Genomic DNA, 25,736 nt, shown 5'->3' with positions numbered 1-25,736 from the left:
ACTATGGAAGGCTCTGGGGCGCTTTGCCCGCTCTGTGACCGATTGTTGCGCCTGGCAACACTGGCGGTTGAGCCCACCGCTGTTGCCTATGCGCGCTTACCGATTTATACGGCTGGCCGGTATGAGTACGAGCTGGCACGCTGTATTCTGGCTTTCAAAGACGGTGGCAGAACCGATCTAGCCCCTTACCTTGTGAGTGCGCTCAACCGTTCTCTGCTTGCGCTACTTGCGGGAACTGGAAGCCGGTCTAGCGGCCACCCTCTGCACCTGGTTCCACTGCCGTCCAGTAGAGCCGCAACCCGCCGTCGGGGTTATGCCCCTGCACCTCTTCTTGCCTCGGCTCTGGTGCGTGCTGTGCGAGGGCAAGTGGATGTACGGGTCCTGCCTGTCCTTGAGCCGGTCCCTACCTGGTGCAGGCCAGGGGAGGGGCATCGTACCGGTGCGCAAAAGACCCTGAGTAAGTACGACCGCCAGCGGGCGATGAACGGAAAGCTACGCTTAGGGCAGCCGCTCTTCCACAGCCTGGGGCGTTCATATAAGCTAGCTGGTGCCCGCTGCATACTGGTCGATGATGTGGTCACTACGGGCGCATCGTTAGCAGAAGCCCAGCGTCTCTTGCGCCAGGCCGGGGTGCTGGTGGAAGGTGCTATCGCCGTGGCTCGGGTCCCGCGTGTAGACCTTACTAACACATGATAGGTTTAGAGCGCTTTAGCCCCGTAAAATACGACTGAATTTGCCCGACAAGCTCCCAAGGCAATGACTTGAAACACAAATAGGCGTAAAGTTGCAGTAAGGAATCCACAAGGCAGATTCCCCAATACGAGGCAGTCACAAGGCCCCGTATTCACCCCCTGAGAATGGAGGGAATTGTGGAATTCAAGATCGTCGGTCGCAACGTCAAAGTGGGCCAGCGTTTGCAGGAATACATTGAAAGCAGAATCACCAAGTTTGAAGTTTTGGGTGATAATGTCACCGATATTGAGGTCAAATTCACCAGGGAAAGCGAAAGCGGCCCGGCCTCAATCCGAGCGGAAATAACCGTTATTGGTCGTGGTCCTATCCTGCGTGCAGAATCAACTGGCCAGGACAAGTTCGCTGTCTTTGACGAAACCTACGGCAAGCTCCTTGAGCGCCTGCGTCGCGCACGAGATCGTCGCAAGACCCGTCGCGCCGGTGGCAAGCACCCCGTTTCTGTAGCCGAGGCAACCGGCTCAATGCCTATCATTACCGAAGAGGTTGCGCTCACTGAGATTCGCACCGATGAACTACCGGTTGAAGAAGCCGCATTCGCTGGTGAGTATGACCTGCACGATGAGGTTTCTTCCCCCATCGAAATCAGAAAGAAGAGCTTCCCCGCAGATCATCTGACAGCAGAAGAAGCTGTTGACCGTATGGAGCTGGTTGGCCACGATTTCTTCCTCTTCGTTGACCGCGAAACAGGTGCACCGGCAGCCGTCTACCGGCGTAAGGGTTGGTCCTACGGTGTCATCCTGCTTGAAGATACCGAGAGCTAAGCTCTTCTGAATCGCCCCATGATGGCTCCCTCCCCAATGACGGGGAGGGAGCCATTGTATGGGGCCCTGGTTACTCTCAGGGCTACCTGGGAGCGCCCAATGACCTTAAGAAAAGCTTGTATCACGCCCACAGGTGAAAGAGTCTGAGGGGCTAAAGGACTAAACTACAATAGAGTGAGCATGGTGGGCCTACCCACCTTACGACTATTTCAAATCTACAAGGAGCAAACTTCAGTGGCATCTCTCTTGGAAAAGCTACTCCGCAGCGGAGACAAGAAAGTCCTCAAACAGCTGCGTGCTTACACCGATGCAGTGAACACACTCGAAGACAGCTTTGTCTCTATGACCGATGCTGAACTTCGCGCTGAGACCGACTCCTTCCGCAAACGTGTTGAAGACGGCGAATCCCTGGATCTCTTGCTGCCCGAGGCCTTCGCAGTAGTCCGTGAAGCCTCAAAGCGCACGCTGGGCAAGCGGCACTACGACGTTCAGCTCATGGGCGGCGCCGCCCTGCACCTGGGCAATATCGCCGAAATGAAGACCGGTGAAGGTAAGACCCTGGTCGCTACTGCACCGGCCTACCTGAACGCCCTCTCTGGCAAGGGTGTGCACATTGTTACGGTGAATGACTATCTGGCGGAGTACCAGGCTAACCTCATGGGCCGTGTTTTCCGTTTCTTGGGCATGGAATGCGGCGTCATTTTGGCTAACCAGACCCCCGAGGTTCGCCGTAAGCAATACGAAGCTGACATCACCTACGGCACAAACAATGAGTTCGGCTTTGACTACCTGCGCGATAATATGGCCTGGACCAAGGACGAGCAGGTACAGCGTGGACATAACTTTGCCATTGTCGATGAGGTTGACTCCATCCTGATTGACGAGGCCCGTACCCCGCTGATTATCTCCGGCCCCGCAATGGGGGAGGCCAACCGCTGGTACGGCGAGTTCGCCCGGATCGCTCGCACCCTGGTACCCGGCAAGGACTATGAGGTTGACGAGAAGAAGCGCACTGTGGGCGTCCTGGAAAGCGGTATCGACAAGGTGGAAGATCACCTGGGTATCGATAACCTCTACGAACCCGAGAACACCCCGCTCATCGGCTTCCTCAACAATGCTATTAAGGCCAAAGAACTCTTTAAGGGCAACAAAGACTACGTTGTGATGAACGGTGAGGTGCTGATTGTTGATGAGCACACCGGCCGTATCCTTGCTGGCCGCCGCTACAATGACGGTATTCACCAGGCAATCGAAGCCAAGGAAGAGGTTGAGGTTAAGCCTGAGAACCAGACCATGGCAACCGTGACCTTGCAGAACTACTTCCGCATGTACGATAAGCTCTCGGGCATGACCGGTACCGCCGAAACCGAGGCCGCTGAGTTCATGAACACCTACGAGCTGGGTGTTGTGCCGATTCCCACCAACAAGGACGTTCAGCGTATCGACCAGCCCGATAAGGTCTACAAGAACGAAATCGCTAAGTTCAACGCCGTTGTGAAGGACATTGAGGCCCGCCACGAGTCCGGCCAGCCCGTTCTGGTCGGTACAACCAGCGTTGAGAAGTCTGAGTACCTTTCCAAGCTCCTGTCCAAGGCTGGTATCCGTCATGAGGTTCTGAACGCTAAGAACAATGCCCGTGAAGCGGTAATTGTGGCTCAGGCTGGTCGTAAGGGCGCCGTGACCGTGGCAACCAACATGGCAGGCCGTGGTACTGACATCATGCTCGGTGGTAACCCTGAGTTCGAGGCCGTAGAAACCATGAAGCGTCTGGGCCTGGATCCCAACGATAACCCCGAAGACTACGAGGCCAAGTGGCCCGAGGTCCTTAAGGCCGCTGAGGAAGCGTCAGCCGCTGAACACGATGAGGTCACCGAGCTGGGCGGCCTGTACGTCCTGGGCACCGAGCGCCACGAGTCCCGCCGTATCGATAACCAGCTCCGAGGCCGTTCTGGCCGTCAGGGTGATCCCGGTGAGTCACGCTTCTACCTGTCACTTTCCGATGACCTGATGCGCCTGTTCAACGGTCAGGCTGCCGCCCGCCTGATGGCCGGTGCCCCCGATGACACCGCGCTAGAAGCCAAAATTGTTTCCCGTGTCATTGCCAACGCTCAGGGCCAGGTCGAGGCCCGTAACGCTGAGCAGCGCAAGAACGTGCTCAAGTACGACGATGTTCTTAACCGCCAGCGTGAGGCCATGTACACCGACCGCGCCCAAATTCTTGATGGCGATGATCTGCAAGAGCAGATGAGCAAGTTCCGTACCGAGGTTATTACCTCAACCATTGACGCTCAGGTAGCTGAGGGCCACGCCGAAGACTGGGACTTTGATAAACTCTGGGAGGCCCTGCGCTCTATCTTCCCCGTGACCATTACACCCGAGGACCTAGACGAAGAAGCGGGGGACCGCACCAAGGTCACCCGTAATCAGATCGTCAAGGAAATCTTGGCTGATGCTGAGCTCCAGTACAAGGAACGCGAAGAGTCAGTGGGGCGAGACGCCATGCGCGAAATTGAACGCCGTGTTGTGCTCTCTGTTATCGGTAAGCGCTGGCCTGAGCACCTCTACGAGATGGACTATCTCAAGGAGGGCATCGGCCTGCGAGCTATGGCTCAGCGGGACCCCCTGGTGGAGTACCAGCGTGAAGGCTACGCCCTGTACCTGGGCATGATGGACGCTATCCGTGAGGAAACCGTTACCATGCTCTATCAGATTGATCTTTCCAAGCAACGTACTCAGCAGACTAATATTCAGCTGAAGATTCCTGCTCAGCCTAAGTTCTTGCAGTATTCGGCACCGTCTGAGAGCGGCCAGACCGAGGTTCATACCGAGGCTGTCAAGGACAGGACCAACGAGCAGATTTCTCTTCTCAAGAAAAAGAAGTAGAAACCCTGCCCCTAGAAGAAGCCGGCTCCCCGAATATTCGGGGAGCCGGCTTTTTAAGTAGGGAATCCATAAGATTCAGTTAAGGCGCAGGCCCACAGCAAGCGTGAGCCCCTAGGCCTTGTCTATAAATATCGCAGACAGGCAGCACCTAGAGCGTTTTGTCTGTGCCCAGGTACTCCAGCGCGGATCGATGCAGATGCCCGTTGGTTGCCAGGGCGTTGCCGCCGTGGGGGCCGTCCTCACCGGCCAGGGAGGTAAACTTACCGCCAGCTTCGGTGACGATTGGGACCAGGGCCGCCATGTCGTAGAGGCCAAGCTCCGGTTCGGCGGCTATATCGACAGCACCCTCTGCCACCATCATGTAGGACCAGAAGTCGCCGTAGGCACGGGTTCGCCAGACCCTATCGGTCATATCAATGAACTGATCTCGGATGCCCAGTTCCTTCCAGCCACTGAGAGACGAGTAGGAAAGTGAAGCATCGTTCAGAGACCTCACCGATGAAACCGATATGCGGGTGGCCTTAGCCAAGGAACGTCCGGTATAGGCACCGGTGCCTAGAGCTGCCCACCAGCGCCTTTGTAGGGCGGGGGCAGAAACCACGCCAACAACGGGCTGACCGTGATCGAGCAGGGCAATGAGGGTGGCCCATACCGGTACACCACGCACATAGTTCTTGGTGCCGTCGATGGGGTCAATCACCCACTGGCGTGGGGAAGAACCTGTCTCCCCGAATTCCTCGCCCAGAACGGAGTCGCGGGTGCGGACGCGGGAGAGCTGGGAGCGGATATGCTGTTCAGCTTCGCGGTCTACCTCGGTGACAGGGGTGAGATCGGGTTTGGTCTCTACGGTGAAATCCTGCGCGTTGAAACGAGCCAGCGTGAGCCGGTCAACGGAGTCAGCCATGATGTGAGCTAGACGGAGGTCATCGTTGTAGTTGGTCATGTGTCTTTACCCTTGAGTGTGTGGTCGCTAGGAGGCTACGACGCCAAGTTCTTTTTCGGAGTCACCGGTTTCTTCATCGACGCGAAGAAGTTTGCGGAGGGATTCTAAACGCTCTGCACCTGCGGCACCTGCTAGGCCTGCTTCAACGTAGGCCTGGATTCCACAGTTGGGGCTTGCAGAAGCGTGGGTGCACCCTTTGGGGCAGTTGGCTGAGCCGGGGGCTAGGTCGCTAAAAGAAGCAACCAGGGTTTCTGGCTCAACATGGGCTAGGCCAAAGGAACGGATGCCGGGGGTGTCAATAATCCAGGTTCCGGCCTGCTTGTCTTTGGGTTGCAGTGCCAGGGCGGACGATGAGGTGTGCCTGCCGCGCCCGGTGACAGAGTTGACGTGGCCGGTGGCTCTCTCGGCGCCGGTGAGCGCATTGACCAAAGTGGACTTGCCGACACCGGAATGGCCAAGGAGGACCGAGACTGACCCGGTGAGAAGGTCACTGAGCTGGTCGATCAGGGACAGATCAAGGCCCTCGGAGCCCTCTTCGCTGGGGGCTCGACCGTCCCGGGCCTTAGAAAGCACAAGGGTGAGCTCAACGTCTTTATAGTAGTCCAGCAGACGTTGGGGGTATTTCAGGTCGGTCTTGGTAATACAGAGAACCGGGTCAAGGCCGGCATCAAAGGCAGCGGCCAAGGAACGGTCAATGAAGCCGGTGCGGGGCTCGGGGTTTTCTGCGGCCACCACAATAACCAGCTTGTCGGCGTTGGCAACAACGGCCCGCTCGATGGGGTCGGTGTCATCGGCGCTACGGCGCAACAGGTTCGTGCGCTCTTCAATACGGACCAGGCGGGCTAGCGTATCAGGCTTACCGCTGGTGTCACCCACCAGCGCAACCCGATCGCCCACCACAATGGGGCAGCGGCGCAGTTCCCGGGCACGGACGGCTGTTACCCGGCGCTCTGTTGAGAGACCCTCATCGAGTACCGCTGTGTAGCGGCCACGGTCAACAGTAACGATACGACCGATGTGAGCATCAGCATAGGAGGGGCGGTCCTTGGTGCGTGGGCGGGAACCCTTCTTATTGGGGCGAACCCGCACGTCGCTTTCATCCCAGGTGCGGCGCATTAGCGGTCACCAGCCTTGAACTGGTCCAGCATGTTCATCCACAGACCGGTGAAACCGGGCAGGGTTTTAGCAGTGGTTTCAACCTCCTGCACGATGACCTGGGGAAGGTGCAGGCCGATAATGGCGGCGGCTGTTGCCATGCGGTGGTCGGCGTAGGTCAGGAAGAACCCGCCGTGCTGAACCGGAGCTGTAACTTTGATGCCGTCCTCTGTTTCTTCCGCTTGGCCTCCCAAACGGTTGATTTCAGCGGTAAGGGCCGCCAGCCGGTCAGTTTCGTGCCCCCGCAGGTGAGCAATACCTCTGAGAACGCTGGTGGCCGGTGAGAGCGCGATCAGCGCGGCAACTGTAGGTGCCAGCTCGCCGGCTTCTGACAGGTCAAGGTCAAGACCGGGTAGGCCCGCTACGGCACCGCCAGCTGGGCCGGTGACAGTCAGGTTCCCGTCATGTAGCTCAACCTGAGCACCGAGCTGGGGCAGAATAGTGAGCCAGTGATTACCGCCCTGGGTAGTGTGTTCGGGCCAGCCTGCAATAGTGACCTGCGCGCCGGTGACCACTGCTGCGGCCAAAAAGGGCCCAGCGTTAGAGAGGTCGGGTTCTACTGTGACTTCGAAACCGGGGAAGCCGCCGGGTGCTACCGTCCAGGTGTTGGCTCCATCGAACTCGACTGAGATACCGAGCTCCCGCATAGTCTCAACAGTCATCTCAATATGAGGCATGGAGGGCAGCGCCCCGCCCTCATGGTGCAGAATCAGCCCATGAGGGAGCCGACAGGCGGCTAGAAGCAGGGCAGAAACAAACTGCGAAGACTCAGAAGCGTCAATGGTAAGCTCAGCAACCTGGTGCCTGCCGTCTGAAATCAGGGTAAAGGGAAGAGCCCTATCTCCGCCCTCATCAAGGGTGGCACCTAGACTGCGCAGGGCATCGATGACCGGGCCCATAGGTCGAATTCGAGCGTGGGGGTCACCGTCAAAAGAAAACCTACCGGGGAGCAGAGCTGCCACCGGGGGAACAAAACGCATGACCGTACCCGCTAGGCCCACATCGATGGAGGCTGTCTTAGGCTGTGGGTGAGAAAAATTCAGGGGAGTAACTCGCAGATCCGGCCCAAAGGGACTGCCTGTTGGAATCTCATCGAACCGGGCACCCAGCTCGCTGAGGGCGGCAATCATCAGAGCTGAATCGCGGGAATGCAGGGGTGCATGGATAATCGAGGGGCTATCGGCAAGGGCCGCTAGCACAAGGTAGCGGTTGGTGAGCGACTTGGAGCCCGGGATCTCAAGGCGGGCTCGAGCGCCTGGTTGCACCGATACGGTGGGGGCGTGCCAGTCACCATCTGCTACTGACACTGTGCTGGGCACATCAACCACGAAAAACCTACCTACCTTTTCTTATAAGGGCATACTGCTACCTATTTTAGGTTGCTAGAAGGGGTAGAAGAAAACCCCGCACCGTTTGGTGCAGGGTTTTCTAGTTTTTGGCCGCCCTTAAAGTCTTAGGCAGACAGCAAATCGCTGACCTTCTTTTGGGCATCGTGGGCTACATCCTGCACCTCAGAGGCAAGCCGTGAAGACTTGTGGGCCACCTTGTCGCTGAGCTTAGATGCACGCCAAACCAGTGAAGGGTTACCATTAGTGTCTACTGCTGAAATTGCGATAGCACCCAGCAAGGAGCCGTTGGCAAGGGCAACATTGCGGCGGGCTGTTTTTTCGTTCTTAGTGTTGGCCTCAGCGGCACGGTACTCAACGTAGGAGTTGATGGCCCCGGTGATGAAAAGCTGTGTGGCGGCCAAACGGGGGAACTTTCCCAGAGCAAAAAGCGTACCAGCGGCAACCTGAGAACCCGCCAGAACCTTACCGACCAGTTCTTCCTGCCCCTTGAGGGCCTTGAGCTGGGGGCTGATGCTAGCTGCCACATCGACTAGCTTGGTCAGGTGCTTGGATGAACCTGGGGTACGCAGGCGGTCAACACCCGAGACAATAAAGCTAGAAGCCAAGAGGGGGCGAGCAACTTTACGAACCAAAGACATGATTTTCTCCTTTGAGGGGGGGTCCCACCGCAGCGCGATAGATTCTTTCAGTTCCCAGCATACAGAGCCGAACAGGTTCAGGGGGCCGGTACACCCTGAGGCAGGCGACAAGAATCAAAAAATTCACGGGAATAAAAGGGGCAGGAGATAGTGTTATACCCTGTGTCGCCCAGGGTACTGTTACCCGCTACTGGCAGGTAGAGTAGGACGATAAGACCCCAGATACGGGAGGGACATGACCACCACAGGCTCCATGGAAACCGCAGGAGACACCGGGCAAAGCCAGAAGGAAGGCCCCGAGCTGAATGCTGAGCAAAAAGCCAGGTTTGAAGGCGAAGCCCTCCAGTACGTGGACCAGCTCTACGCGGCGGCTCTGCGCATGGCCCGCAACCCTCAGGACGCCGAGGACCTGGTGCAGGAAGCCTACATGAAAGCTTTTGCTGCATTCCACCAGTACAAGCCCGGCACCAACCTCAAAGCCTGGCTTTACCGGATTCTGACCAACACCTACATCAATGTCTACCGCAAGCGTCAGCGGGAACCCTACCAGGCCAACACCGATACGGTAGAGGACTGGCAACTGGCGCAGGCAGGTGCCCACGACTCACGTGGCCTGCCCTCCGCCGAATCAGAGGCCCTGGCCCGTCTTCCCGACAGCGACGTCAAAGAAGCCCTCCAAGCAATCCCGGAGGACTTCCGCATGGCGGTCTACTACTCAGATGTTGAGGGTTTTTCCTACAAAGAAATCTCCGAGATTATGGATACCCCTATCGGCACCGTCATGTCCCGCCTGCACCGTGGGCGCAAACTTTTACGTGACAAACTTACAGACTATGCAGCTGAACGCGGCATCAAGACCTCGGTTTAAGAAAGGAGCCATCATGCCCACGGCACACGGCGCAGACGGCGCCCCCAACCCCTGCCAGGAACGACTCACCAGAATTTACGACTACCTGGATGACCCACTGAGTTGCCAGGATCTCGAAGAGCTCCAAGCCCACCTGGCCGAGTGCAAATATTGTGCTCAGGAATACGACCTCGAATGTATTATCCGGCAGGCGGTGCGAAGAACCTGCACCGAAAGGGCGCCCCAGGATCTCAAGAGCCGTATCCGGGACTGCATCGACACCCTGCACAGCCAGGCCCATACCGAGGCCTAGGTGCGTCAGACATACGAAAGGGCCCTCACTCTGTGAAGAGTGAGGGCCCTTGGTGATTGCCTTATGAATTGGGGCGCTTACCGTGGTTAGCGCCACCCTTACGGCGATCCTTACGCTTGCGACCGCGCTTGCTCATATGAGCCTCCTTGATCAAGGTGGAGTGCCCGCCAGGATAACGGAGCACAAAATGGTCGATAGCACCCGTTAACAGGCACTTCTCACCATTTTGGCATACCTTAGCCCTGATTGCACAATACTGCTTTGAATATCACGCCAGTTTGTTGGCTTAGACCGGCTCAGAAATCTGGAGCCAGTTGTACCAGCCGCGGTGAAGAACCAGCCAGGCAATCAAGCCGTATCCGGACTGGCCCGGGCGGCCGTCGTTAGCGGCAAGGTCGTTGCGCCACTGCTCGTGGTGAAGGAGCGGGTTGAAGGTATCAACGTAGACGTGGTTACGGCGGGTAACCACATCGGCGTAAGCTGCGGAGAGGTCAGCAATCTTGCGGTTGCGTTCGGAGTCCAGGGTGGGGGGAGGGCCAACTACAAGAACCTTGACATTGTTCTGAGAAGCCATATCAACCATGTTCGCTAGGTTCAGGCGTGAACGTGCGCTGGTGATACCCAGGTCAATGTCAAAAGTGGAGGGTGCGATCACCAGGCGGTTATCGTGACCCTGGGCAAAACGGCGGCTGGCTTCTTCAAACCAGCGTGAGTTGAGCTGTTCACTGCCTTCACCGGGGGCGGCCAAGTTATAGGCCGAGATGGAGGCTGAGTTCTGGGGGGTGCGTGCCATAACGCGACCAAACCACCCCAGGGTGCGGGGGTCCCCAACGCCTGCGAGCAGTTCATCGCCAACGGCTACAAGCCGAATTTTTCGCTGATCCACGTGCTTCTTTCTCTAGGCCGTGGGGTAAGTGCCCCACAGCAACGGTTGTCTTATTCTTTCTTAGTCTAAACCCTGGGAGCCAGCCAACGCACGCTCGCAAGGCCGGTAGCGCCTGTTTTTCAGTCAGCCGGGACTAAAAACAGGTGCCCCACTGACAAAAACGGTGGAGCACCTGCTTGGTGAGCCAGGGGCTAAGAGAGTTAGCGGTCAAACACCTCGGAAATGAGGTTATCGAGCTCACGCTGGTGGCGCTTGCCGGTACCCGCAGCAGGCGAGGCAGCGGCTGGGCGGGAGACCAGAGCCATCTTGTAGCCAATCTGGGGGAGCAGGTTGACCGCCATGAAGGGCCACTGGCCCTGGTTGGCAGGTTCGTCCTGAGCCCAGATGACCTCGGCATTGGGGTAGGCCGCAATCTGTTCCTTAATCTCCTGGGCAGGGAGCGGGTAGAGCTGCTCTACGCGCACCAGCGCGGTGGTCCTGTCATTGCGCTTAGCTCGCTCAGCCTCGAGGTCGTAGTAGAGGCGGCCGGAGACAAAGACCAGGCGGGTGACCTCGGCCGGGCTCAGATTGGCCTGATCCTCAATCACGGGCTTGAAGCTACCGGTGGTGAAGTCCTCTACCGACGAAGCTGCAGCCTTCAGACGCAGGAGCTGCTTGGGGGTAATCACAATCATCGGCTTGTGGGGGCGTGAGTGCGCCTGGCGGCGTAGCAGGTGGAAGTAGGATGCCGGGGTAGAGGGAACCGCAACAGTCATATTGTTCTCAGCGCACAGCTGCAGGTAGCGCTCCATACGGGCTGATGAGTGGTCCGGGCCCTGGCCCTCAAAGCCGTGGGGCAGGAGCAGAACCAGCGAGGAACGCTGAGCCCACTTCTGCTCAGCGGAAGAGATGAACTCGTCCACAATGGTCTGGGCGCCGTTGGCGAAGTCACCGAACTGAGCCTCCCAGAGCACCAGGGAATCGGGGCTTTCCACGGAGTAGCCGTATTCAAAGCCCATGACACCGTACTCAGAGAGCAGGGAGTTGTAGATAGCGTACTTGCCCTGGTTCTCGGAGAGGTGTGCCAGCGGGTTCCACTCTTGGTCGGTCCTTGAGTCGTGTAGAACCGAGTGACGCTGGACGAAGGTGCCACGCTGGACATCCTGGCCGGTGAGGCGGACATTGCGGCCTTCAAGGAGCAGGGAGGCAAAGGCAGCAAGTTCGCCAAAGCCCCAGTTAATCTCGCCCTCGGTGGACATTTTCACACGCTGATCCAGGAGCTTCTTGAGCTTCTTGTGAACGGTGAAGCCTTGGGGAACCTCTGCAAAGGCCTGGCCAATACGGGCCAGGGTCTCGGGCGAGATAGCGGTTTCACCGGCAACACGAACGGAGTCCTCATTCTGCTGGGCGGCAGGGCGCTCAATGTTCGAAACTGCTGCTGCATCGGCAGTGACCAGGGGAGCAGAGGATGACTGAGCCTCGTGAGTCTCAGTGAAGATCTGCTCCAGGCGGCTCTGATAGTCCTTGAGCGCGCGCTCGGCTTCATCCTGGGTGATGTCGCCACGACCTACCAGCGCCTCGGTGTAAATCTTGCGGGTTGAGGGGAGCTCCTCAATCTGCTGGTACATCTTGGGCTGAGTCATTGAGGGATCATCGGCCTCGTTGTGGCCGCGACGGCGGTAGCAGACCAGGTCGATAACGACGTCCTTGTTAAAGGCCTGGCGGTAGGCAAAAGCGATAGAGCCCGCGCGTACAACGGCCTCGGGGTCATCGGCGTTGACATGCAGGATAGGTGCCTGAATCATGCGGGCAACGTCGGTGGAGTAGGTAGCGGTACGACCATCGCGCGGAGTAGTGGTGAAGCCAACCTGATTATTGACCACAATGTGAACGGTACCGCCGGTGGTGTAACCCTCCAGCTTGGACATCTGCAGGGTTTCCATAACGATGCCCTGGCCAGCAAAGGCGGCATCGCCGTGAACCAGAATGGGCAGGACCGGGTAGTTGATGATGCCCTGGTCAGCGAGGGTGTCCTGCTTAGCGCGGACGATTCCCTCAAGCACGGTGTTGACCGCTTCAAGGTGAGAGGGGTTAGCGGCCAGGTAGACCTGGGTCTGGTTGCCGTTGTGGGAAGTGAAGACACCCTCGGTACCCAGGTGGTATTTGACGTCACCAGAACCGCCGGTGAGGCGCGGGTCAAGCTGGCCCTCAAATTCACGGAAAATCTGTGCGTAGGACTTGCCGGCAATGTTGGTCAGTACGTTCAGGCGGCCACGGTGGGCCATGCCGATGCCAACGCCCGAAAGTCCGGCGTCGGCAGCTTCGGAAATGACCGAGTCCAGGAGCGGAATCAGCGACTCGCCGCCCTCTAGGGAGAAGCGCTTCTGGCCCAGGTACTTGGTCTGCAAGAAGGTTTCAAAAGCCTCAGCGGCGTTCAGAGTACCCAGGACGCGGAACTGTTCGTCACGGGAAGGCTTAGTGTAGCCGTGTTCGAGGCGGTCCTGGAACCACTGGCGCTCTTGGGGGTTCTCAATGTGCATGTATTCCACGCCCAGGGTACGGGTGTAGGCTTCGCGCAGGAGTTCCAGAATGGTGCGCAGGGGCAAGGACTCCTTGTCGCCAAACCCGCCGGTGGGCCAGTGGCGGTCAAGATCCCAGAGGGTTAGCCCGTAGTTTTCCAGCTGCAGGTCCGGATGGGAGAGCATCTGGTAGCCGATGGGGTTGGTCTGGGCAATCAGATGACCGCGTACACGGAAAGCGTGAATGAGCTGCTGAATGCGCGCGACCTTGGAGACCTCAGCCTCGGGGTTAACCTGGTTATCGCGGGCCCAGCGGACGGGCTCAAAGGGGATGCGCAGGTCCTCAAAAATCTGGTCGTAGAAGTTGTCACCACCTAACAGGTAGTGCTCCACCAGCTTGAGGAACTCACCAGAACCGGCACCCTGGATAACGCGGTGGTCATAGGTGGAGGTCAGGGTCAGGATCTTGGAGACACCGTTGCGGGCAATGACCTTATCGGAGGTGCCACGGTACTCGGCCGGGTAGTCAAGGGCACCGGCACCGATAATAGCAGCCTGCCCCTTGGAGAGGCGCGGCACGGAGTGAACGGTCCCGATGCCGCCGGGGTTGGTCAGTGAGACGGTGGTTCCCTGGAAATCCTCTACACCGAGCTTGCCTTCGCGGCCGCGCTGAACGATGTCGTTGTAGGCATGCCAGAACTCGGAGAACGACAGCGACTCTGCACCCTTGATATTAGGCACTACCAGGTTGCGGGAGCCGTCAGGGCGAGGTAGATCGATAGCCAGACCAAAATTGACGTGGGCGTGCTGAATAGCGGCGGGCTTACCCTTGGCGTCCTCACCGTAGCTCACGTTCATGGAGGGGAAGTTTGCCAGTGCGCGAATGATGGCGTAGCCAATGATGTGAGTGAAGGAGACCTTACCGCCGCGAGTGCGAGCCAGGTAGCTGTTAATCTCTGTGCGGTTATCGATAAGCAGCTTAGCGGGTACCGCGCGCACGGTGGTGGCGGTGGGAACGCTCAGAGACTGATCCATGTTGGCGGCAACTGCTTTGGCAGGGCCACGGAGGGTGACAATCTGGTCTTCTTCGGGTGCAGTGCTCACAGGTTCTTCTTTCTGAGGAGCTGGGGTGGTTACCTGGGGTGATGAAACAGCGGGCGCAGGACTAGTCGCGGCGGGCTGGGGAGCCGCAGGTTGTTGAGTAGAGCGCTGGGGCGAAGTTGCCTGCTGGGTGACCGGTGCCTTGGCGGGAGTTGCATTAGCTGTGGGGGCACCTTTGCCTACCCACTGTTCGAAGAGGGGCCACCACTTCTGATCGACCGCACTGCGGTCTGCCTCAAACTTCTCAAAGAGTTCTTCAACGAGCCACTCGTTGCCCGCAAATTCTTCAGGCACAGTATGTTCTGGCTGGTTTGGCACTGTCTAACGCCTCTTCCATCTCGTATGGTCATTGGGCACCGCAAGGTTCTTGGGCGCCGGGCTGAATGATTCATCGCGCACACCCTTGGGCGCGTGATGTATTGCATATCTTTGTCTAGTTTAGGAGTGTTCAGGGCATACGTCCAACACGCCCCACCGGGCAAAGAGCCAGTAAAGGGTCAACCTCTGGTGGGGGTAAAGCTCATACCCCACTGGCTAGGGCTGTGTACTTAGCTGATAAAGCGACATTAAGCCACGGGGAACATGCGTCAATAGATGGTCTTGTGTGGGACTATGTTGGTTCATGTGATGGGCCAGTGCCCTATGCTTCTTTCTAAAGAATGAGACAGCTGCCCCTTACAATTTCGCACCCGGTGAAAGCAACCGCGCGCCTCTCTTGAGTTTTCGCTAGAATGGGCGACTATGGAAGACCCTTCTAGTTGTCGCTGCACTCAGCAGCTTTCTAACATACACCTGGGCAAGAGCCCCGTAATATATCGACATGACGCTCCCGTTCTTGCCCTAGTGCCAACCTTTGCTAACGGGGCGGTGAATAGCTAAATGGAATGGCTCCTGCTCATAGTTGGCTTCCTCCTTATTCTGGGGACCGGCTTCTTCGTGGCCGTGGAGTTCTCTCTGGTAGCTCTCGACCAGTCCAAGGTCCAGCAAGAGATTGACCGAGGGGACAAGCGGGGCAGGCAAGTCATGTCTTGTCTCAAATCCCTCTCCACCCAGCTCTCAAGCTGCCAGCTAGGTATCACTATCACCACCCTGCTTACCGGCTACACACTCGATAGCAGTATTAACGCTCTGGCTGGTGACACCATTGCCTCCTGGGGGCTGAGCACCGGCGTCGCTTCAGCCCTGACCCTCATTTTCTCTATGGGTATAGCCACCCTGCTCTCCATGATCATTGGTGAGCTGGTCCCTAAGAATCTGGCAATTGCTGAACCCTACCGGGTCGCCCGTTCCCTGGCACCGCTCCAGCTGCTGTTTACCAAGGTCATGGGCCCCATCGTCCGAACCGCCAACGGATCCGCCAACTGGATTCTGCACCGCTTCGGCATGGAAGCCAAGGAAGAACTGTCTGCCGCGCGCTCGCCCGAGGAGTTATCCTCTATGGTCCGCCGCTCCGCTGACCTGGGTACCCTGGACTCAGACACCGCGCGCTTCCTTGACCGCACTCTTTCCTTTGCGGAGCTGACCGCCGCCGACGTCATGACCCCTCGCCGCAAGGTCATCATGCTCGAAGACACCTCCCCGGTCAGCGACGTTATCGAGCTAGCTCGTACCACCGGGCACTCCCGTTTCCCCCTCTACCGTGAAGATCAGGACAACATCGTGGGTGTTGTCCACGTCAAGAAAGCCGTCGGCCTACCCCTAGATAAGCGAGAAACCCTTGAGGCCGGTATTCTCATGGAAGATGTGCTTCAGGTGCCCGAAACCGTGCACCTCGACTCCCTGCTGATTCAGCTTCGCGAAGGCGCTCTTCAACTGGCCGTGGTGCTCGATGAATACGGCGGAACCGCCGGTATCACCACCTTGGAAGACCTGGTCGAAGAAATTGTGGGCGAAGTCTCCGATGAGCATGACGTCCATTCCCCGGACGAACGCCCCCTGCGCGTAGGCAACGGCGATTACATCTTCCCCGGCCTTCTGCGCCCCGATGAGGTCAACGACTACATCCAGGTCCTTGAAATCGAGGACGACCCCGCCTACGAAACCATGGGTGGCTTTATGATGGACCGCCTGGGCAGGGTTCCTGAGACCGGGGACGTGGTGCCCCTTGAGGGCGGATACCTGCGGGTAGAGAAGATGGAACAGCGCCGCGTGGACCGAATCCGCTATGTGCACGATACCCCCGCCACCCCTGAGGTTCAGCCCGCTACCGCTAAGGAGGCCCGCCGATGAGTGACTGGGTCGCTATCTCGCTTCTGTTTGTTTTGCTGGCCGGTAATGCTTTCTTCGTGGCCGGTGAGTTTGCGGTTATGTCTACCCGCCGTTCGCAGGTGGAGCCTCTGGCCGAAACCGGCAATAAGCGAGCTATCACGGTCTTGTACGCCCTGGAGAACGTTTCGCTCATGCTGGCTACCTGCCAGCTGGGCATCACTATCTGCTCTCTGCTGATTCTGAACGTATCGGAACCTGCCCTGCACCACCTGGTATCGGCACCCCTGGAAAGCTGGGGCATTCCCTACTCCGTAGCCAGCGCCGTGGGCTTTGCCTTCGCCCTGATCCTGGTCACCTACCTACACGTTATTCTAGGTGAAATGGTGCCCAAGAATATGGCAGTCTCTCTGGCGGCTCGGGGCGTAGCCCTGTGGATCGCTCCGCCGCTGGTTACGATCTCCCGACTGCTCAAACCAATCGTCAGTCTGCTCAACTGGATTGCCGACCACACGCTGCGGCTGATGAAAGTGGAGCCTAAAGCCGAAGTCGCCTCCACCTTTACCCTGGATGAGCTACAGAACATCGTGGCCCAGTCCACGGCTGAAGGCACCGTCGATGACGGCTCAGGAGTACTCTCAGGGGCACTGGAATTCAGTACAAAAACGGTAGCTGACATTATGGTGCCCGGTGACAAGCTCATCACCATGGTCTTTCCCTGCACTCCGGCGGAATTAGAAAAGGCGGTGGCCCATACCGGCTACTCCCGCTTCGTCATGGAAGACCGTGAAGGCGGGACCTACATGGGCTACCTGCACATTAAAGACGCTCTGGTCTACGAGGCTGAGCGAATGGACCAGCCCATTGCCTGGGGCAAGCTCCGCCAGATGTCTGTTGTCAAACCCGAAACTGAGATTGATGACGCGCTCGCAGTCATGCAACGCAACCGCGCCCACGTTTCGCACGTGGTCGATGGTAAGGGTCAGAGCGTGGGCGTGCTCTTCCTGGAAGATATTTTGGAGGAGCTGGTGGGTGAAATTAAGGACACCACCCAGGAGCATGTGCGACGCCGCCAGGAGGCCGCAGCCCGCTTTACCTCTGAGCCCTAAGGCAAGCCCCGACATCCTACAGGGTTATTGAGTCAACCGCCGCCCCTCCCGTCTAGGGGAGGGGCGGCGGTTCTCTGTTTGGTCGGTGGGAGGAAGCACATTGATATTATTTGCGAACGGTTCGCAAAAGGGGGTAGGCTAATAAAACGAAAACCTGAACCTGGCTAGAAAGATATGTCGTGAAAAAAATCCTCCCCGCTACCTCCCTGTTGATGCTCTCGGTGCTTGGCCTTTCGGCTTGCGGCCAGCAAAGCTCCAACAGTGCCGCACCTGATCAAGGCGCAATCAAAGTAGTGGCTACCACCGATGTTTATGCTGACCTGGTTAAAGAAATCGGTGGTGAACGAGTGGAAGCCACCCCGCTGATCGCCTCAACGGCTGTAGATCCCCACTCTTACGAGGCAACCAGCCAGGATCGTCTGGCTGTCAAGGACGCGGATATAGTAGTTGTTAACGGGGGAGGCTACGATGCCTTTCTAACCGATCTGGCTGGAAACGATAACCCCGGCCAGAAGATCGTCAATGCCGTTGAAGTTTCTGGGCTCTTTAGCGCAGATGACCTGGCTCATATGCAAGAAGAGCACCACGGGGAGGCAGATACGGATCATGACCATGAGGGTCACGATCATGAGGGCCACGATCATGAGGGCCACGACCACCACGCCTACAACGAGCATGTCTGGTATGACCTGGACACCATGAAAAAGGTTGCCGACCAGGTGGCAGCTGACCTGGCGGAACTCGATCCCGACCAGGCCGATACCTACCGCAGCGCCGCGCGTGACTTCTCGACCCGCCTGGATGAGCTCATCACCCGCCTCAAAGCCGTAGACAGCAAGAAACGCACCTATCTTGCCACTGAGCCCGTCTCCGGCTACTTACTCCAAGACGCAGGTTTCACGGATGCCACCCCGGCAGACCTAACAGCGGCGGTAGACAGTGAAAGCGACATCGCCCCGCTGACCCTGCAGGAAGCCAAAGATCTTCTCGGCGCCGGGAAGATTGACCTGCTTGCCTTCAACGAACAAACCCAGACCGCACAAACTGCTGAAATCTTTAGTTACGCCCAAAACAAAGATGTACCCAGCGTCTCGTTCACCGAGACCCTTCCCGAAAACACCGGCTACATTGAGTGGATGAACCAGAATATCGACAACCTCGAAAAGGCAGTTGCATAGGAGCTATGTCAGATTCTTCCCCCCAGCTCGCCCCCGCTATAGAGATCACCGGGGGTGGGCTGTCCTTTGGGCACCGCACCCTCTGGAAGGACCTTAGCCTCTCTGTAGAACGCGGCGAATACTTTGCGGTACTCGGCCCCAACGGCTCAGGTAAATCAACCTTTATCAAGGTTATTCTGGGCCTGACCCAGCTTAGCCAAGGTAAGATTGCCGTCCTGGGTGCTGCAGCGGGTCTGGGGAACCCGGCACTAGGCTACATCCCCCAACAAAAAGCCTTGGGGACCGAATTGCCTCTGCGCGCTCGGGACTTTGTAGGTTTAGGGGTGGACGGACACCGCTGGGGCTTTCGCTTCAAAAACCGGGACTACCGGGCCAAGGTTGATAGTCTGCTAGAAGCCGTCGGCGCACAAGACTACGCCAATGTTCCGGTGGGTTTACTCTCCGGCGGGGAACAGCAACGCCTACGCATCGCCCAGGCCCTAGCCAACGACCCAGCTATTATCCTGGCAGATGAGGCCCTGCTCTCCCTTGACCTTAACCACCAGTATGCGGTTTCGGATTTGATCCACCGTTACAACCGTGAAAATGGGGCTACCGTGGTCTTCGTAACCCACGAAATCAACCCCATCATCGATCATGTGGATCGGGTGCTCTACCTAGCCGGTGGACGCTTTACTGTCGGTACAGTACCCCAGGTCATGCGCTCAGAGGTGCTCACTGATCTCTACCAAACCCCCGTCTCCGTTATTCACACCAAGGGGCGCTATGTGGTGGTGGGCGGGGAGTACCGCGAGGACCACTGCGCCCTAGAAACAGATGATCCGCTTCTACACCTACCTGCCACCCGGGGAGAACAAGGATGAGCCTAGCTGACTTTTGGAGCAAAGTTTTTGTCTTTGACCGCTACGGTGAGCTCCTAGAACTCCTGAGCCAGTCCATTATCGCCGGTGCAGTTTTGGGCCTTATTGGGGGGGTCGTTGGACTCTTCGTCATGCTCCGCCGCCATGCCTTTGCCGTTCACGCTATTGCTGAGATGTCTTTCGCTGGTGCGGCGCTCTTCTTGCTCCTGGGCTACAACGTGGTCACCGGCTCGCTGATAGGGTCGATCTTCTCGGCCCTCATAATTGCCCTGATGGGTGCCAAGGTGCATGAGAACGACTCCATCATTGGGGCGCTCATGCCCTTTGGGCTGGGTCTGGGTATTCTCTTCTTATCCCTCTACTCGGGACGCTCGGCCAACAAGTTCTCTCTGCTGACCGGTCAGATTGTGGCGGTTGATTCGGCCCAGCTTACCTCTATGGTAGTTGGTGGGGCAGTTATCATTACGGCTCTAGCGCTCATGTGGCGGCCTCTGATGTTTGCCTCATTGGACCCGGTGGTTGCGCAGGCTAAAGGCCTGCCGCTACGCTTGCTCTCTGTCGCTTTTATGGTGGTGCTCGGTATCGCCACTGCGCTATCGGTTCAGGTGGTGGGGTCGCTCCTGGTGCTAGCCCTGCTTATCACCCCGGCTGCCTCAGCCCTTCAGGTTACAGCTTCACCCCTGCGGGCGCTCATCCTATCGGTACTCTTTGCTGAGGTCGCCATGGTAGGCGGAATCCTGCTGGCACTAGCCGGCTCACTCCCTATCAGCCCCTACGTCACCACGCTGTCTTTTCTTATCTTTGTCATGTGCCGCGGTATTCGGGCAGTACGCCAGCGCTACTCAGCATCGGGCCGCAAGCGCAGTGAGCCTGGGCTGGAGAAATAGCCGTATAAGCCATTACGTTCGCTTAGCACCCGGTGTGCCAACATCCCCGAACGCCAGACCCGAGCCAGTTGGCACACCGGGTGCTAAGCCGGGCTGTGGATGCGCTTGCCAATCTCCCTGAACGCCAGACCCGAGCCAGTTGGCACACCGGGTGCTAAGCCGGGCTGTGGATGCGCTTGCCAATCTCGCCGAACGCCAGACCCGAGCCAGTTGGTGGCCTGGCCGCTGGGTCGCTTACCGGCCCTCAGCTGCGCAGGTAGCGCAGAGGCCCGTAATCTCAATGACGTGGCTGACCTGGGTGTAGCCGTGCTGACCGGCAATAGCGTGAACGAGCTCTTCAAGCTCGGGAATCTCAAACTCCTGGGCCGCCCCGCAGGACCGGCAGAGAATATGGTGATGGTGGTGCTCAAGGCCGCACTGGCGGTAAATGGCTTCGCCCTCTTCGGTTTTGAGGGTTTCGACCTCACCGGCGTTCACCATGGACTGCAAGAGACGGTAAATCGTCGCCAGGGAAACCTTCTCGCCGCGTGAGAGCATGAGCTGGTGCAGATCCTGCGCCGAGATGAAATCCTCAAGCGTTTCAAGGGTTGCGGTTACAGCGCGACGCTGTTTGGTGTTTCTAATTTCTACAGGTTTGGTAGTAGCCGATGCCGGTTGGGTCGCCATGAAAGCATCCTCGTGGGGTCCAGGTCTGTTTTTCTTTGCCTTACTGTACACGATAGAGCGAACCGGCAGGGCTTAGGTCGCCGCTTGCTCGCTGTGCTCCCTGGTACTGGTATCGGCTAGACCGAGATACTAGGGTTGGAGGTATGAAACTTACTAAATACACCCACTCCTGCGTTCGTTTAGAAAAAGACGGCGCCGTGCTGGTGCTGGATCCCGGCAACTTCTCGGAAGTTGAGCAGGCCCTAGATGGCGCTGATCATGTTCTGATCACCCATATACACCCCGACCACTTCGATGAGGGTAGGGTACTGGCTTTCTTAAAAGAGAACCCGCAGACTACCCTGCACGCCCCTGCCGCTGTGGTTCAGGCGGTCCTCAAAGAGCTACCCCAGGCTCAGGCTCTGGCCGTAGAAGCAGATGGACAGCTGACCCTCTCCGGTTTTAACATTAAAACCTTTGGCGGTAACCACGCGGTTATTCACCCGCTCCTGCCGACTATCGATAACGTGGGCTACCTGATTGATGATAACCTCTTCCACCCTGGCGATTCCTTTGTGGTCCCTGACGGTATCGAGGTCAAAACCCTGCTGGTACCCATTCACGCCCCTTGGAACAAAATCCAGGAAGTCATCGACTTTATTATTGCGGTGAGGGCGCAGAAGGCTTATCAGATTCATGACTCCCTGCTGGCAGAGACGGGAAGGAACATGATTGTGGGGCACGCAACCAACTTTGGTAAGAAGTACGGTACAGAGTTTGAGTACCTGGCACCGGGTACCACCGTTGATGTAGAGAATAACTAGGGGAGTGGCTATGAGCACCATTTTTACTAAGATTATTAACCGCGAGATTCCCGGCCGTCTCATCTGGGAAGACGAGCACTGCCTTGCTTTCTTTACCATTGAGCCTTTCCAGTACGGGCATACCCTGGTGGTTCCCCGCCTGGAGATTGACCACTGGGTTGACTTACCCGAGCAACTGAGCGCCCACCTCTTCGCTGTGGCTCACAAGGTTTCTCGCGGCTTGGTAAAGGCCTTTGACCCGACTAGGGTCGGCATGATGATTGCCGGTTTCGACGTACCTCATACCCACCTGCACGTGTGGCCAGCTCTTGACCAGAGTGAGTTTACCTTTGAACAGGCCAACCGTAACCCTGACCCCGCACTTATGGACGAGGCGGCTGAGAAGCTGCGCGCGGCCCTGACCGACCTGGGCTACGGGGAGTTTGTCACCAGCTAAGGGTACAAGGTAATTGTGGCTGTGAGGGTTGCAGTAAGGCCTTAGCAAGGTACTACCTAGATTGCTCTAGCTCTACGGCTTTCGGGTCAACTGGCTCGGGGCTGGCGTTTAAGGGTGTTGACCCGAAAGCCGTAGAGCTAGTGAGCTAGCGTGTGGATAAGCCCCTCCCGATACCTAGCCTTGTAGAGCTGGGTACTGGGAGGGGCTTTTCTATTCCCTGTGTGTAAAGTGTGCTTGACTTAAAAATGCTGAGATGTGTAAAGTCTGTTTTACAAAGAAATGTAAAGCACCTTTGACATGAGGAGTCTCAAATGGAAACAAAAAAGAAAGTAAGCACCTGGGGTAGCTCCCGCTATGGTGGCGGGCAAGCAACCCTGCTGACCATCAGTATTGTTGGCGGTGCGGCTCTTTCCTTGCTAGTGGGCTGGGGCATTGTGAGCTTCCGGCAGGAGGACTTGCCGGGCTGGGCTCTTCCTGTGGTTTCCTTACCTGTATGGCCTGTAGCAATAGCAGGTATTTGGGCCCTCCTGGTAGACCGTTCAACCCTCAAAGGGGCGGTCCGTAACCCAGAAGCCAGCGTTGAAAGTCACTGGTATGCCAAGGCGGCAGAAAACACCTTTTACTGGATGATTGCCATCATGGGCCTGGGTGTCGGAGCCTTTTCAACCTTCGGCTGGGACGCGCCCGCCTCCCTAGTGCTCACTGCCACCACAGTCTTAGCAATGCTCATCTTCCTGGCAAACTACTTGGTCTATAAGCGCAGGGGCGTTTAGCCTATGCAGAATCGTCTCAAAGAACTGCGGGCAGACCGCGGCTACTCCCAGCAGGAGCTAGCGGACCGGCTGGGAGTTTCCCGGCAGACCATTATCAGCATCGAAAAGGGCCGTTTTGACCCTTCCCTGCCCCTAGCCTTCCAGCTAGCCGCCGCCTTTAGCTGTAGAATCGAGGACATTTTTACTCCACATCATGCAGGGTAATGAGCCTTGCCGGAACCCAATGTTGTCATAGTTGTTACCTTGCGCGTTGTTAACCTAAGGTAAATTATGAGTTGCGGTGGAGCCGCGGCGGCAGCGATAGCAAGTTATCAAGAAAGAGTTTAAAGAGGCATGGGATCAACACTCAGTAGTTTTGCTCAATCACAAGCTGCTCCGTCTGCTCTATCCATTGGTAGCTACCCTCAGGACTGGTCACTTTTTGACACTGGGGACCCTGCCCCAGGAAGTCCTTTTGACTGGGTCGCGATTCGCTCGATGTGGGATAACAAAGCAGAGGCACTTAATGTTGCGCTTTCTTCTTTTAGGGCCACTGGGGAGCTTGCCGGGCAAGGCTATAAAGTTCGCTATCTCAACGAGTCCCTGTCTCTTGGAGAATACTTTATTTGGCAGGTTCACAAAGAATTTGATCGCATGGCGCAGTTAGCTCAGCGTTGGGAGCAAACTCTGATTGATATTAAAGGGCGTGCTCAGGAAGCGCATCGTCTAGCGACTGCGGCGCAAGACAGCGTTAGGGAATGTTCCATAAAATTGGCGGCATTGACTGTAAGCCTGAATCACATAGACGATAAGTCAGAGAGGGAAGATACCCAAAAAAGTATTGCAGGGTTCGCCACTGAACTATCGGATGCGCAGCAGGTTTTGGAGGCGCAACGTGAGATTGTTCGTGGTCTTGCACGTGAATATCAGACTGCTGGGGAAGGCTTAGGTGCTGAGTATAAGCTGACTCCGGTGGGGGATATGTTCGCCCTGGCGCATACCAATCATGGGGTGCCTAATTTTGCTTTGGGAACTGCATCGGGAGGCTCATTGTTTGAGCTTTCGCCCGATGTGATTCGGGGTAACCCGCCGGTTTCTGCTCGTGATTTGAAGCTCCTGTCGGAGAAAACTGCTGAAAGCCCTGAAGCTTTGCAGGAGTACCTATCTAGTATTGCTTTGCTATCGCCGGCTGAGATTGCTGATTTTGCCCGGCGGTACCCTGAATTAGCGGGCCTGCCTGTGCATGTGTCTAATGATGGTGTTGGTAATGCGCAGGCATCACGGGACTGGTGGAATCTTGACGGCTCTCATATTTATGGCTTATCGGAGGAACAGCGTGCTGCTTTGATTGCACAGATGCCTGGTTTCGTGGGAAATCTTGAGGGCGTACGGTACTCTGACCGGCACCAGGCAAATATGACTTTACTGAACCTGAAACTAGAGCACCCAGAGCTCTTATCTGATTACGCCAAGGATACCTTGCTGCTCATTCAAACAACTATAAACGACCAGCAGAAAGGCGCTCCTCGAAGCCTCATTAATCTTGATTTGTCCAATATGGGTACGACGGTGCGCTACGACGGGTTCGGTCGAGAACATCGAAAGGACAAAGTCGAGACAGACGATGTACTCACTACAATTGCGTACGGTGTTTTGGATCGGGCTGATGTCGTGACTATTTTTAATCCTGGGATGCTTAACCACCCCAAGACCAGTCTTGATCCGAACGATGGAGATTTGGCGGGGATGGGCCAAAGAATCTATACGGATCAAGGCAAGGTCTATGGAACGGAGGGCAGTAAAACAACCCATGCTGTGGTTATCAACCTGAACTATGTAACCCCCCCCAAGGGCTGGATGTACTTTCAACTGACGATGCCGAGATTGCTTCCGAGCGCAATGCTAACGCGGTTGATGCCTTGAATGTGCTGGGCAATAATCTTTCGTTCGGGGATGATAACCGTAAAATCTATTTGTGGAACCATTCTTATGGCTCTACAACCGCTGGTTTTACGCTACAAAATGTAAATTCACCCATTGAGGCTTATTACAATATTGGAGCCGCTGGGTGGCCAAAATTCTATTTTGGTGACCCGGACGCCATGTCCTTTAAATACCTGGGGAAGGATGACCAGGGCAGTCCACAAATGTATAGCACACTTGCTGATGCTGATAACATTGCTCGCACCGGTGAATACGCTAGCGGTAGGTTTGACCCGCGCGCTTTTAAAAATAGTTTTACCCTATCTTCGGAGGCCTCTGCTGACGGTCAATTTGGTGCTGTGCAGGGGCACCCGGTGAATCCGGCTGATGGGACGGGCTATAACTCTCCATTACGCACTTCATACCATAATGGAATTCTTATTACAACCGATAATGCTGGGATGATTACTTCTTCTGAGATTACCTTTAACGCCGACTACCCCGATTGGGTCTATAAGCAGCACGGTACACGCTACGAATTTACCCATAAAGACTTTATTCTGGGCCGCAGTAAATAGGGGGAACGGTGTTCTATAAAAAACTACTGGCAGTCCTACTGCCGCTCTGTCTTTTAGTTTCAGCATGTAGCGCGAAAGAAGAAAAAGTGGAAGATTCCAAATACTACACTAAGGTGTCTTTGCAGGAGACCATTGATGAGTGGATGTTGGCTCGTAATGGGACTATTAAGGCGAGTGGGGATCAACCTTTCTACTACGACGAGAAGAAAAGA

Annotated in this window: 24 protein-coding genes; 16 read left to right on the top strand and 8 right to left on the bottom strand. The window is 56.8% G+C overall.

What is annotated here, in order from left to right:
* The first annotated feature begins 3 nt into the window (after positions 1-3).
* From ACN080_RS04875 to secA, 3 genes are all read left to right on the top strand, one after another.
* A complete protein-coding gene (locus tag ACN080_RS04875) occupies positions 4-693 on the top strand; it encodes a ComF family protein (RefSeq protein ID WP_419113192.1) in 690 nt (229 codons plus the stop codon).
* Positions 694-869: 176 nt separating this feature from the next.
* Positions 870-1,514 carry a ribosome hibernation-promoting factor, HPF/YfiA family gene (gene hpf, locus ACN080_RS04870; RefSeq protein WP_419100545.1) on the top strand — a complete coding sequence of 215 codons (645 nt, stop codon included), beginning with the start codon at positions 870-872 and terminating at the stop codon, positions 1,512-1,514.
* A 234-nt stretch (positions 1,515-1,748) separates the two neighbouring features.
* Complete coding sequence (gene secA / locus ACN080_RS04865; RefSeq protein ID WP_419113191.1) at positions 1,749-4,397, top strand: preprotein translocase subunit SecA; 2,649 nt, start codon at positions 1,749-1,751, stop codon at positions 4,395-4,397.
* A gap of 148 nt (positions 4,398-4,545) precedes the next feature.
* Here the strand turns inward: secA and hisN are convergent, their stop codons facing one another.
* The 4 genes from hisN to ACN080_RS04845 all read right to left on the bottom strand — a co-directional run bounded on the left by hisN (position 4,546) and on the right by ACN080_RS04845 (position 8,482).
* Positions 4,546-5,340 carry a histidinol-phosphatase gene (hisN, locus tag ACN080_RS04860; RefSeq protein ID WP_419112089.1) on the bottom strand — a complete coding sequence of 265 codons (795 nt, stop codon included), beginning with the start codon at positions 5,338-5,340 and terminating at the stop codon, positions 4,546-4,548.
* Between the two features lie 27 nt (positions 5,341-5,367).
* Positions 5,368-6,456 (bottom strand): ribosome small subunit-dependent GTPase A, encoded by a 1,089-nt coding sequence (gene rsgA, locus ACN080_RS04855; RefSeq protein WP_419100542.1) that lies wholly within the window; start codon positions 6,454-6,456, stop codon positions 5,368-5,370.
* The gene (aroA, locus tag ACN080_RS04850; protein WP_419113190.1) at positions 6,456-7,823 is read right to left on the bottom strand and encodes a 3-phosphoshikimate 1-carboxyvinyltransferase; all 1,368 of its coding nucleotides are present in this window, start codon (positions 7,821-7,823) and stop codon (positions 6,456-6,458) included. Before aroA ends, rsgA begins: the two co-directional genes overlap by 1 nt.
* Positions 7,824-7,948: 125 nt before the next feature.
* Positions 7,949-8,482 (bottom strand): DoxX family protein, encoded by a 534-nt coding sequence (locus tag ACN080_RS04845; RefSeq protein WP_419104601.1) that lies wholly within the window; start codon positions 8,480-8,482, stop codon positions 7,949-7,951.
* A gap of 253 nt (positions 8,483-8,735) precedes the next feature.
* Between ACN080_RS04845 and ACN080_RS04840 the strand changes: the two genes are divergently transcribed.
* Positions 8,736-9,350 (top strand): sigma-70 family RNA polymerase sigma factor, encoded by a 615-nt coding sequence (locus tag ACN080_RS04840; RefSeq protein ID WP_419100591.1) that lies wholly within the window; start codon positions 8,736-8,738, stop codon positions 9,348-9,350.
* A 13-nt stretch (positions 9,351-9,363) separates the two neighbouring features.
* Positions 9,364-9,642 carry a mycothiol system anti-sigma-R factor gene (rsrA, locus tag ACN080_RS04835; protein ID WP_419112092.1) on the top strand — a complete coding sequence of 93 codons (279 nt, stop codon included), beginning with the start codon at positions 9,364-9,366 and terminating at the stop codon, positions 9,640-9,642.
* Positions 9,643-9,703: 61 nt separating this feature from the next.
* Here the strand turns inward: rsrA and ACN080_RS04830 are convergent, their stop codons facing one another.
* The 3 genes from ACN080_RS04830 to ACN080_RS04820 form a co-directional block, all read right to left on the bottom strand.
* Positions 9,704-9,778 (bottom strand): 50S ribosomal protein bL37, encoded by a 75-nt coding sequence (locus ACN080_RS04830; protein ID WP_377129465.1) that lies wholly within the window; start codon positions 9,776-9,778, stop codon positions 9,704-9,706.
* Positions 9,779-9,928: 150 nt separating this feature from the next.
* A complete protein-coding gene (locus tag ACN080_RS04825; RefSeq protein WP_419100538.1) occupies positions 9,929-10,528 on the bottom strand; it encodes a GDSL-type esterase/lipase family protein in 600 nt (199 codons plus the stop codon).
* A 200-nt stretch (positions 10,529-10,728) separates the two neighbouring features.
* Positions 10,729-14,445, bottom strand: a complete 3,717-nt coding sequence (locus tag ACN080_RS04820; protein ID WP_419113189.1) for a multifunctional oxoglutarate decarboxylase/oxoglutarate dehydrogenase thiamine pyrophosphate-binding subunit/dihydrolipoyllysine-residue succinyltransferase subunit — start codon at positions 14,443-14,445, stop codon at positions 10,729-10,731.
* Between the two features lie 561 nt (positions 14,446-15,006).
* On the opposite strand from ACN080_RS04820, the gene ACN080_RS04815 reads away from it, so the two are divergent.
* The 5 genes from ACN080_RS04815 (at position 15,007) to ACN080_RS04795 (ending at position 20,366) form a co-directional block, all read left to right on the top strand.
* Positions 15,007-16,356 carry a hemolysin family protein gene (locus ACN080_RS04815; protein ID WP_419100536.1) on the top strand — a complete coding sequence of 450 codons (1,350 nt, stop codon included), beginning with the start codon at positions 15,007-15,009 and terminating at the stop codon, positions 16,354-16,356.
* A complete protein-coding gene (locus tag ACN080_RS04810) occupies positions 16,353-17,441 on the top strand; it encodes a hemolysin family protein (protein ID WP_419100535.1) in 1,089 nt (362 codons plus the stop codon). The genes ACN080_RS04815 and ACN080_RS04810 overlap by 4 nt, the downstream gene beginning before the upstream one ends.
* A 179-nt stretch (positions 17,442-17,620) precedes the next feature.
* Entirely contained in the window at positions 17,621-18,619 is a 999-nt protein-coding gene (locus ACN080_RS04805; RefSeq protein WP_419113188.1) for a metal ABC transporter solute-binding protein, Zn/Mn family, read from the top strand.
* 5 nt (positions 18,620-18,624) lie between these two features.
* Positions 18,625-19,482: a metal ABC transporter ATP-binding protein gene (locus ACN080_RS04800; protein ID WP_419110247.1), complete on the top strand. Its 858-nt coding sequence runs from the start codon at positions 18,625-18,627 to the stop codon at positions 19,480-19,482.
* Entirely contained in the window at positions 19,479-20,366 is an 888-nt protein-coding gene (locus ACN080_RS04795; protein WP_419113187.1) for a metal ABC transporter permease, read from the top strand. Before ACN080_RS04800 ends, ACN080_RS04795 begins: the two co-directional genes overlap by 4 nt.
* A 234-nt stretch (positions 20,367-20,600) precedes the next feature.
* Here ACN080_RS04795 and ACN080_RS04790 read toward each other — a convergent pair whose 3' ends face one another.
* Entirely contained in the window at positions 20,601-21,032 is a 432-nt protein-coding gene (locus ACN080_RS04790; RefSeq protein ID WP_419100531.1) for a Fur family transcriptional regulator, read from the bottom strand.
* Between the two features lie 143 nt (positions 21,033-21,175).
* Between ACN080_RS04790 and ACN080_RS04785 the strand changes: the two genes are divergently transcribed.
* The 6 genes from ACN080_RS04785 to ACN080_RS04760 all read left to right on the top strand — a co-directional run bounded on the left by ACN080_RS04785 (position 21,176) and on the right by ACN080_RS04760 (position 25,524).
* Positions 21,176-21,835: an MBL fold metallo-hydrolase gene (locus ACN080_RS04785; RefSeq protein WP_419113186.1), complete on the top strand. Its 660-nt coding sequence runs from the start codon at positions 21,176-21,178 to the stop codon at positions 21,833-21,835.
* Between the two features lie 10 nt (positions 21,836-21,845).
* Entirely contained in the window at positions 21,846-22,271 is a 426-nt protein-coding gene (locus ACN080_RS04780; protein ID WP_419113185.1) for an HIT family protein, read from the top strand.
* A gap of 311 nt (positions 22,272-22,582) precedes the next feature.
* On the top strand, positions 22,583-23,044 hold the full coding sequence (locus ACN080_RS04775) for a hypothetical protein (RefSeq protein WP_419104594.1): 462 nt from the start codon (positions 22,583-22,585) through the stop codon (positions 23,042-23,044).
* A 3-nt stretch (positions 23,045-23,047) separates the two neighbouring features.
* The gene (locus ACN080_RS04770) at positions 23,048-23,248 is read left to right on the top strand and encodes a helix-turn-helix transcriptional regulator (protein WP_419104593.1); all 201 of its coding nucleotides are present in this window, start codon (positions 23,048-23,050) and stop codon (positions 23,246-23,248) included.
* Positions 23,249-23,377: 129 nt separating this feature from the next.
* Entirely contained in the window at positions 23,378-24,946 is a 1,569-nt protein-coding gene (locus tag ACN080_RS04765; RefSeq protein WP_419113184.1) for a hypothetical protein, read from the top strand.
* A gap of 2 nt (positions 24,947-24,948) precedes the next feature.
* Positions 24,949-25,524, top strand: a complete 576-nt coding sequence (locus tag ACN080_RS04760; RefSeq protein ID WP_419113183.1) for a hypothetical protein — start codon at positions 24,949-24,951, stop codon at positions 25,522-25,524.
* Positions 25,525-25,736: the final 212 nt, after the last annotated feature.

It is taken from the genome of Rothia sp. CCM 9416, assembly GCF_048513535.1.
In the GTDB taxonomy this organism is placed as follows: Bacteria; Actinomycetota; Actinomycetes; order Actinomycetales; family Micrococcaceae; genus Rothia.
This window is presented reverse-complemented; position numbering and strand designations above follow the sequence as displayed.

Coding starts and splice junctions, on each gene's coding strand:
- rsrA (WP_419112092.1), top strand. CDS start 9,364: ATGCCCACGGCACACGGCGCAGACGGCGCCCCCAACCCCTGCCAGGAA.
- ACN080_RS04815 (WP_419100536.1), top strand. CDS start 15,007: ATGGAATGGCTCCTGCTCATAGTTGGCTTCCTCCTTATTCTGGGGACC.
- ACN080_RS04800 (WP_419110247.1), top strand. CDS start 18,625: ATGTCAGATTCTTCCCCCCAGCTCGCCCCCGCTATAGAGATCACCGGG.
- ACN080_RS04795 (WP_419113187.1), top strand. CDS start 19,479: ATGAGCCTAGCTGACTTTTGGAGCAAAGTTTTTGTCTTTGACCGCTAC.
- ACN080_RS04765 (WP_419113184.1), top strand. CDS start 23,378: ATGGGATCAACACTCAGTAGTTTTGCTCAATCACAAGCTGCTCCGTCT.
- ACN080_RS04845 (WP_419104601.1), bottom strand. CDS start 8,482: ATGTCTTTGGTTCGTAAAGTTGCTCGCCCCCTCTTGGCTTCTAGCTTT.
- ACN080_RS04785 (WP_419113186.1), top strand. CDS start 21,176: ATGAAACTTACTAAATACACCCACTCCTGCGTTCGTTTAGAAAAAGAC.
- ACN080_RS04790 (WP_419100531.1), bottom strand. CDS start 21,032: ATGGCGACCCAACCGGCATCGGCTACTACCAAACCTGTAGAAATTAGA.
- ACN080_RS04875 (WP_419113192.1), top strand. CDS start 4: ATGGAAGGCTCTGGGGCGCTTTGCCCGCTCTGTGACCGATTGTTGCGC.
- rsgA (WP_419100542.1), bottom strand. CDS start 6,456: ATGCGCCGCACCTGGGATGAAAGCGACGTGCGGGTTCGCCCCAATAAG.
- ACN080_RS04770 (WP_419104593.1), top strand. CDS start 23,048: ATGCAGAATCGTCTCAAAGAACTGCGGGCAGACCGCGGCTACTCCCAG.
- ACN080_RS04775 (WP_419104594.1), top strand. CDS start 22,583: ATGGAAACAAAAAAGAAAGTAAGCACCTGGGGTAGCTCCCGCTATGGT.
- hisN (WP_419112089.1), bottom strand. CDS start 5,340: ATGACCAACTACAACGATGACCTCCGTCTAGCTCACATCATGGCTGAC.
- ACN080_RS04780 (WP_419113185.1), top strand. CDS start 21,846: ATGAGCACCATTTTTACTAAGATTATTAACCGCGAGATTCCCGGCCGT.
- ACN080_RS04840 (WP_419100591.1), top strand. CDS start 8,736: ATGGAAACCGCAGGAGACACCGGGCAAAGCCAGAAGGAAGGCCCCGAG.
- ACN080_RS04810 (WP_419100535.1), top strand. CDS start 16,353: ATGAGTGACTGGGTCGCTATCTCGCTTCTGTTTGTTTTGCTGGCCGGT.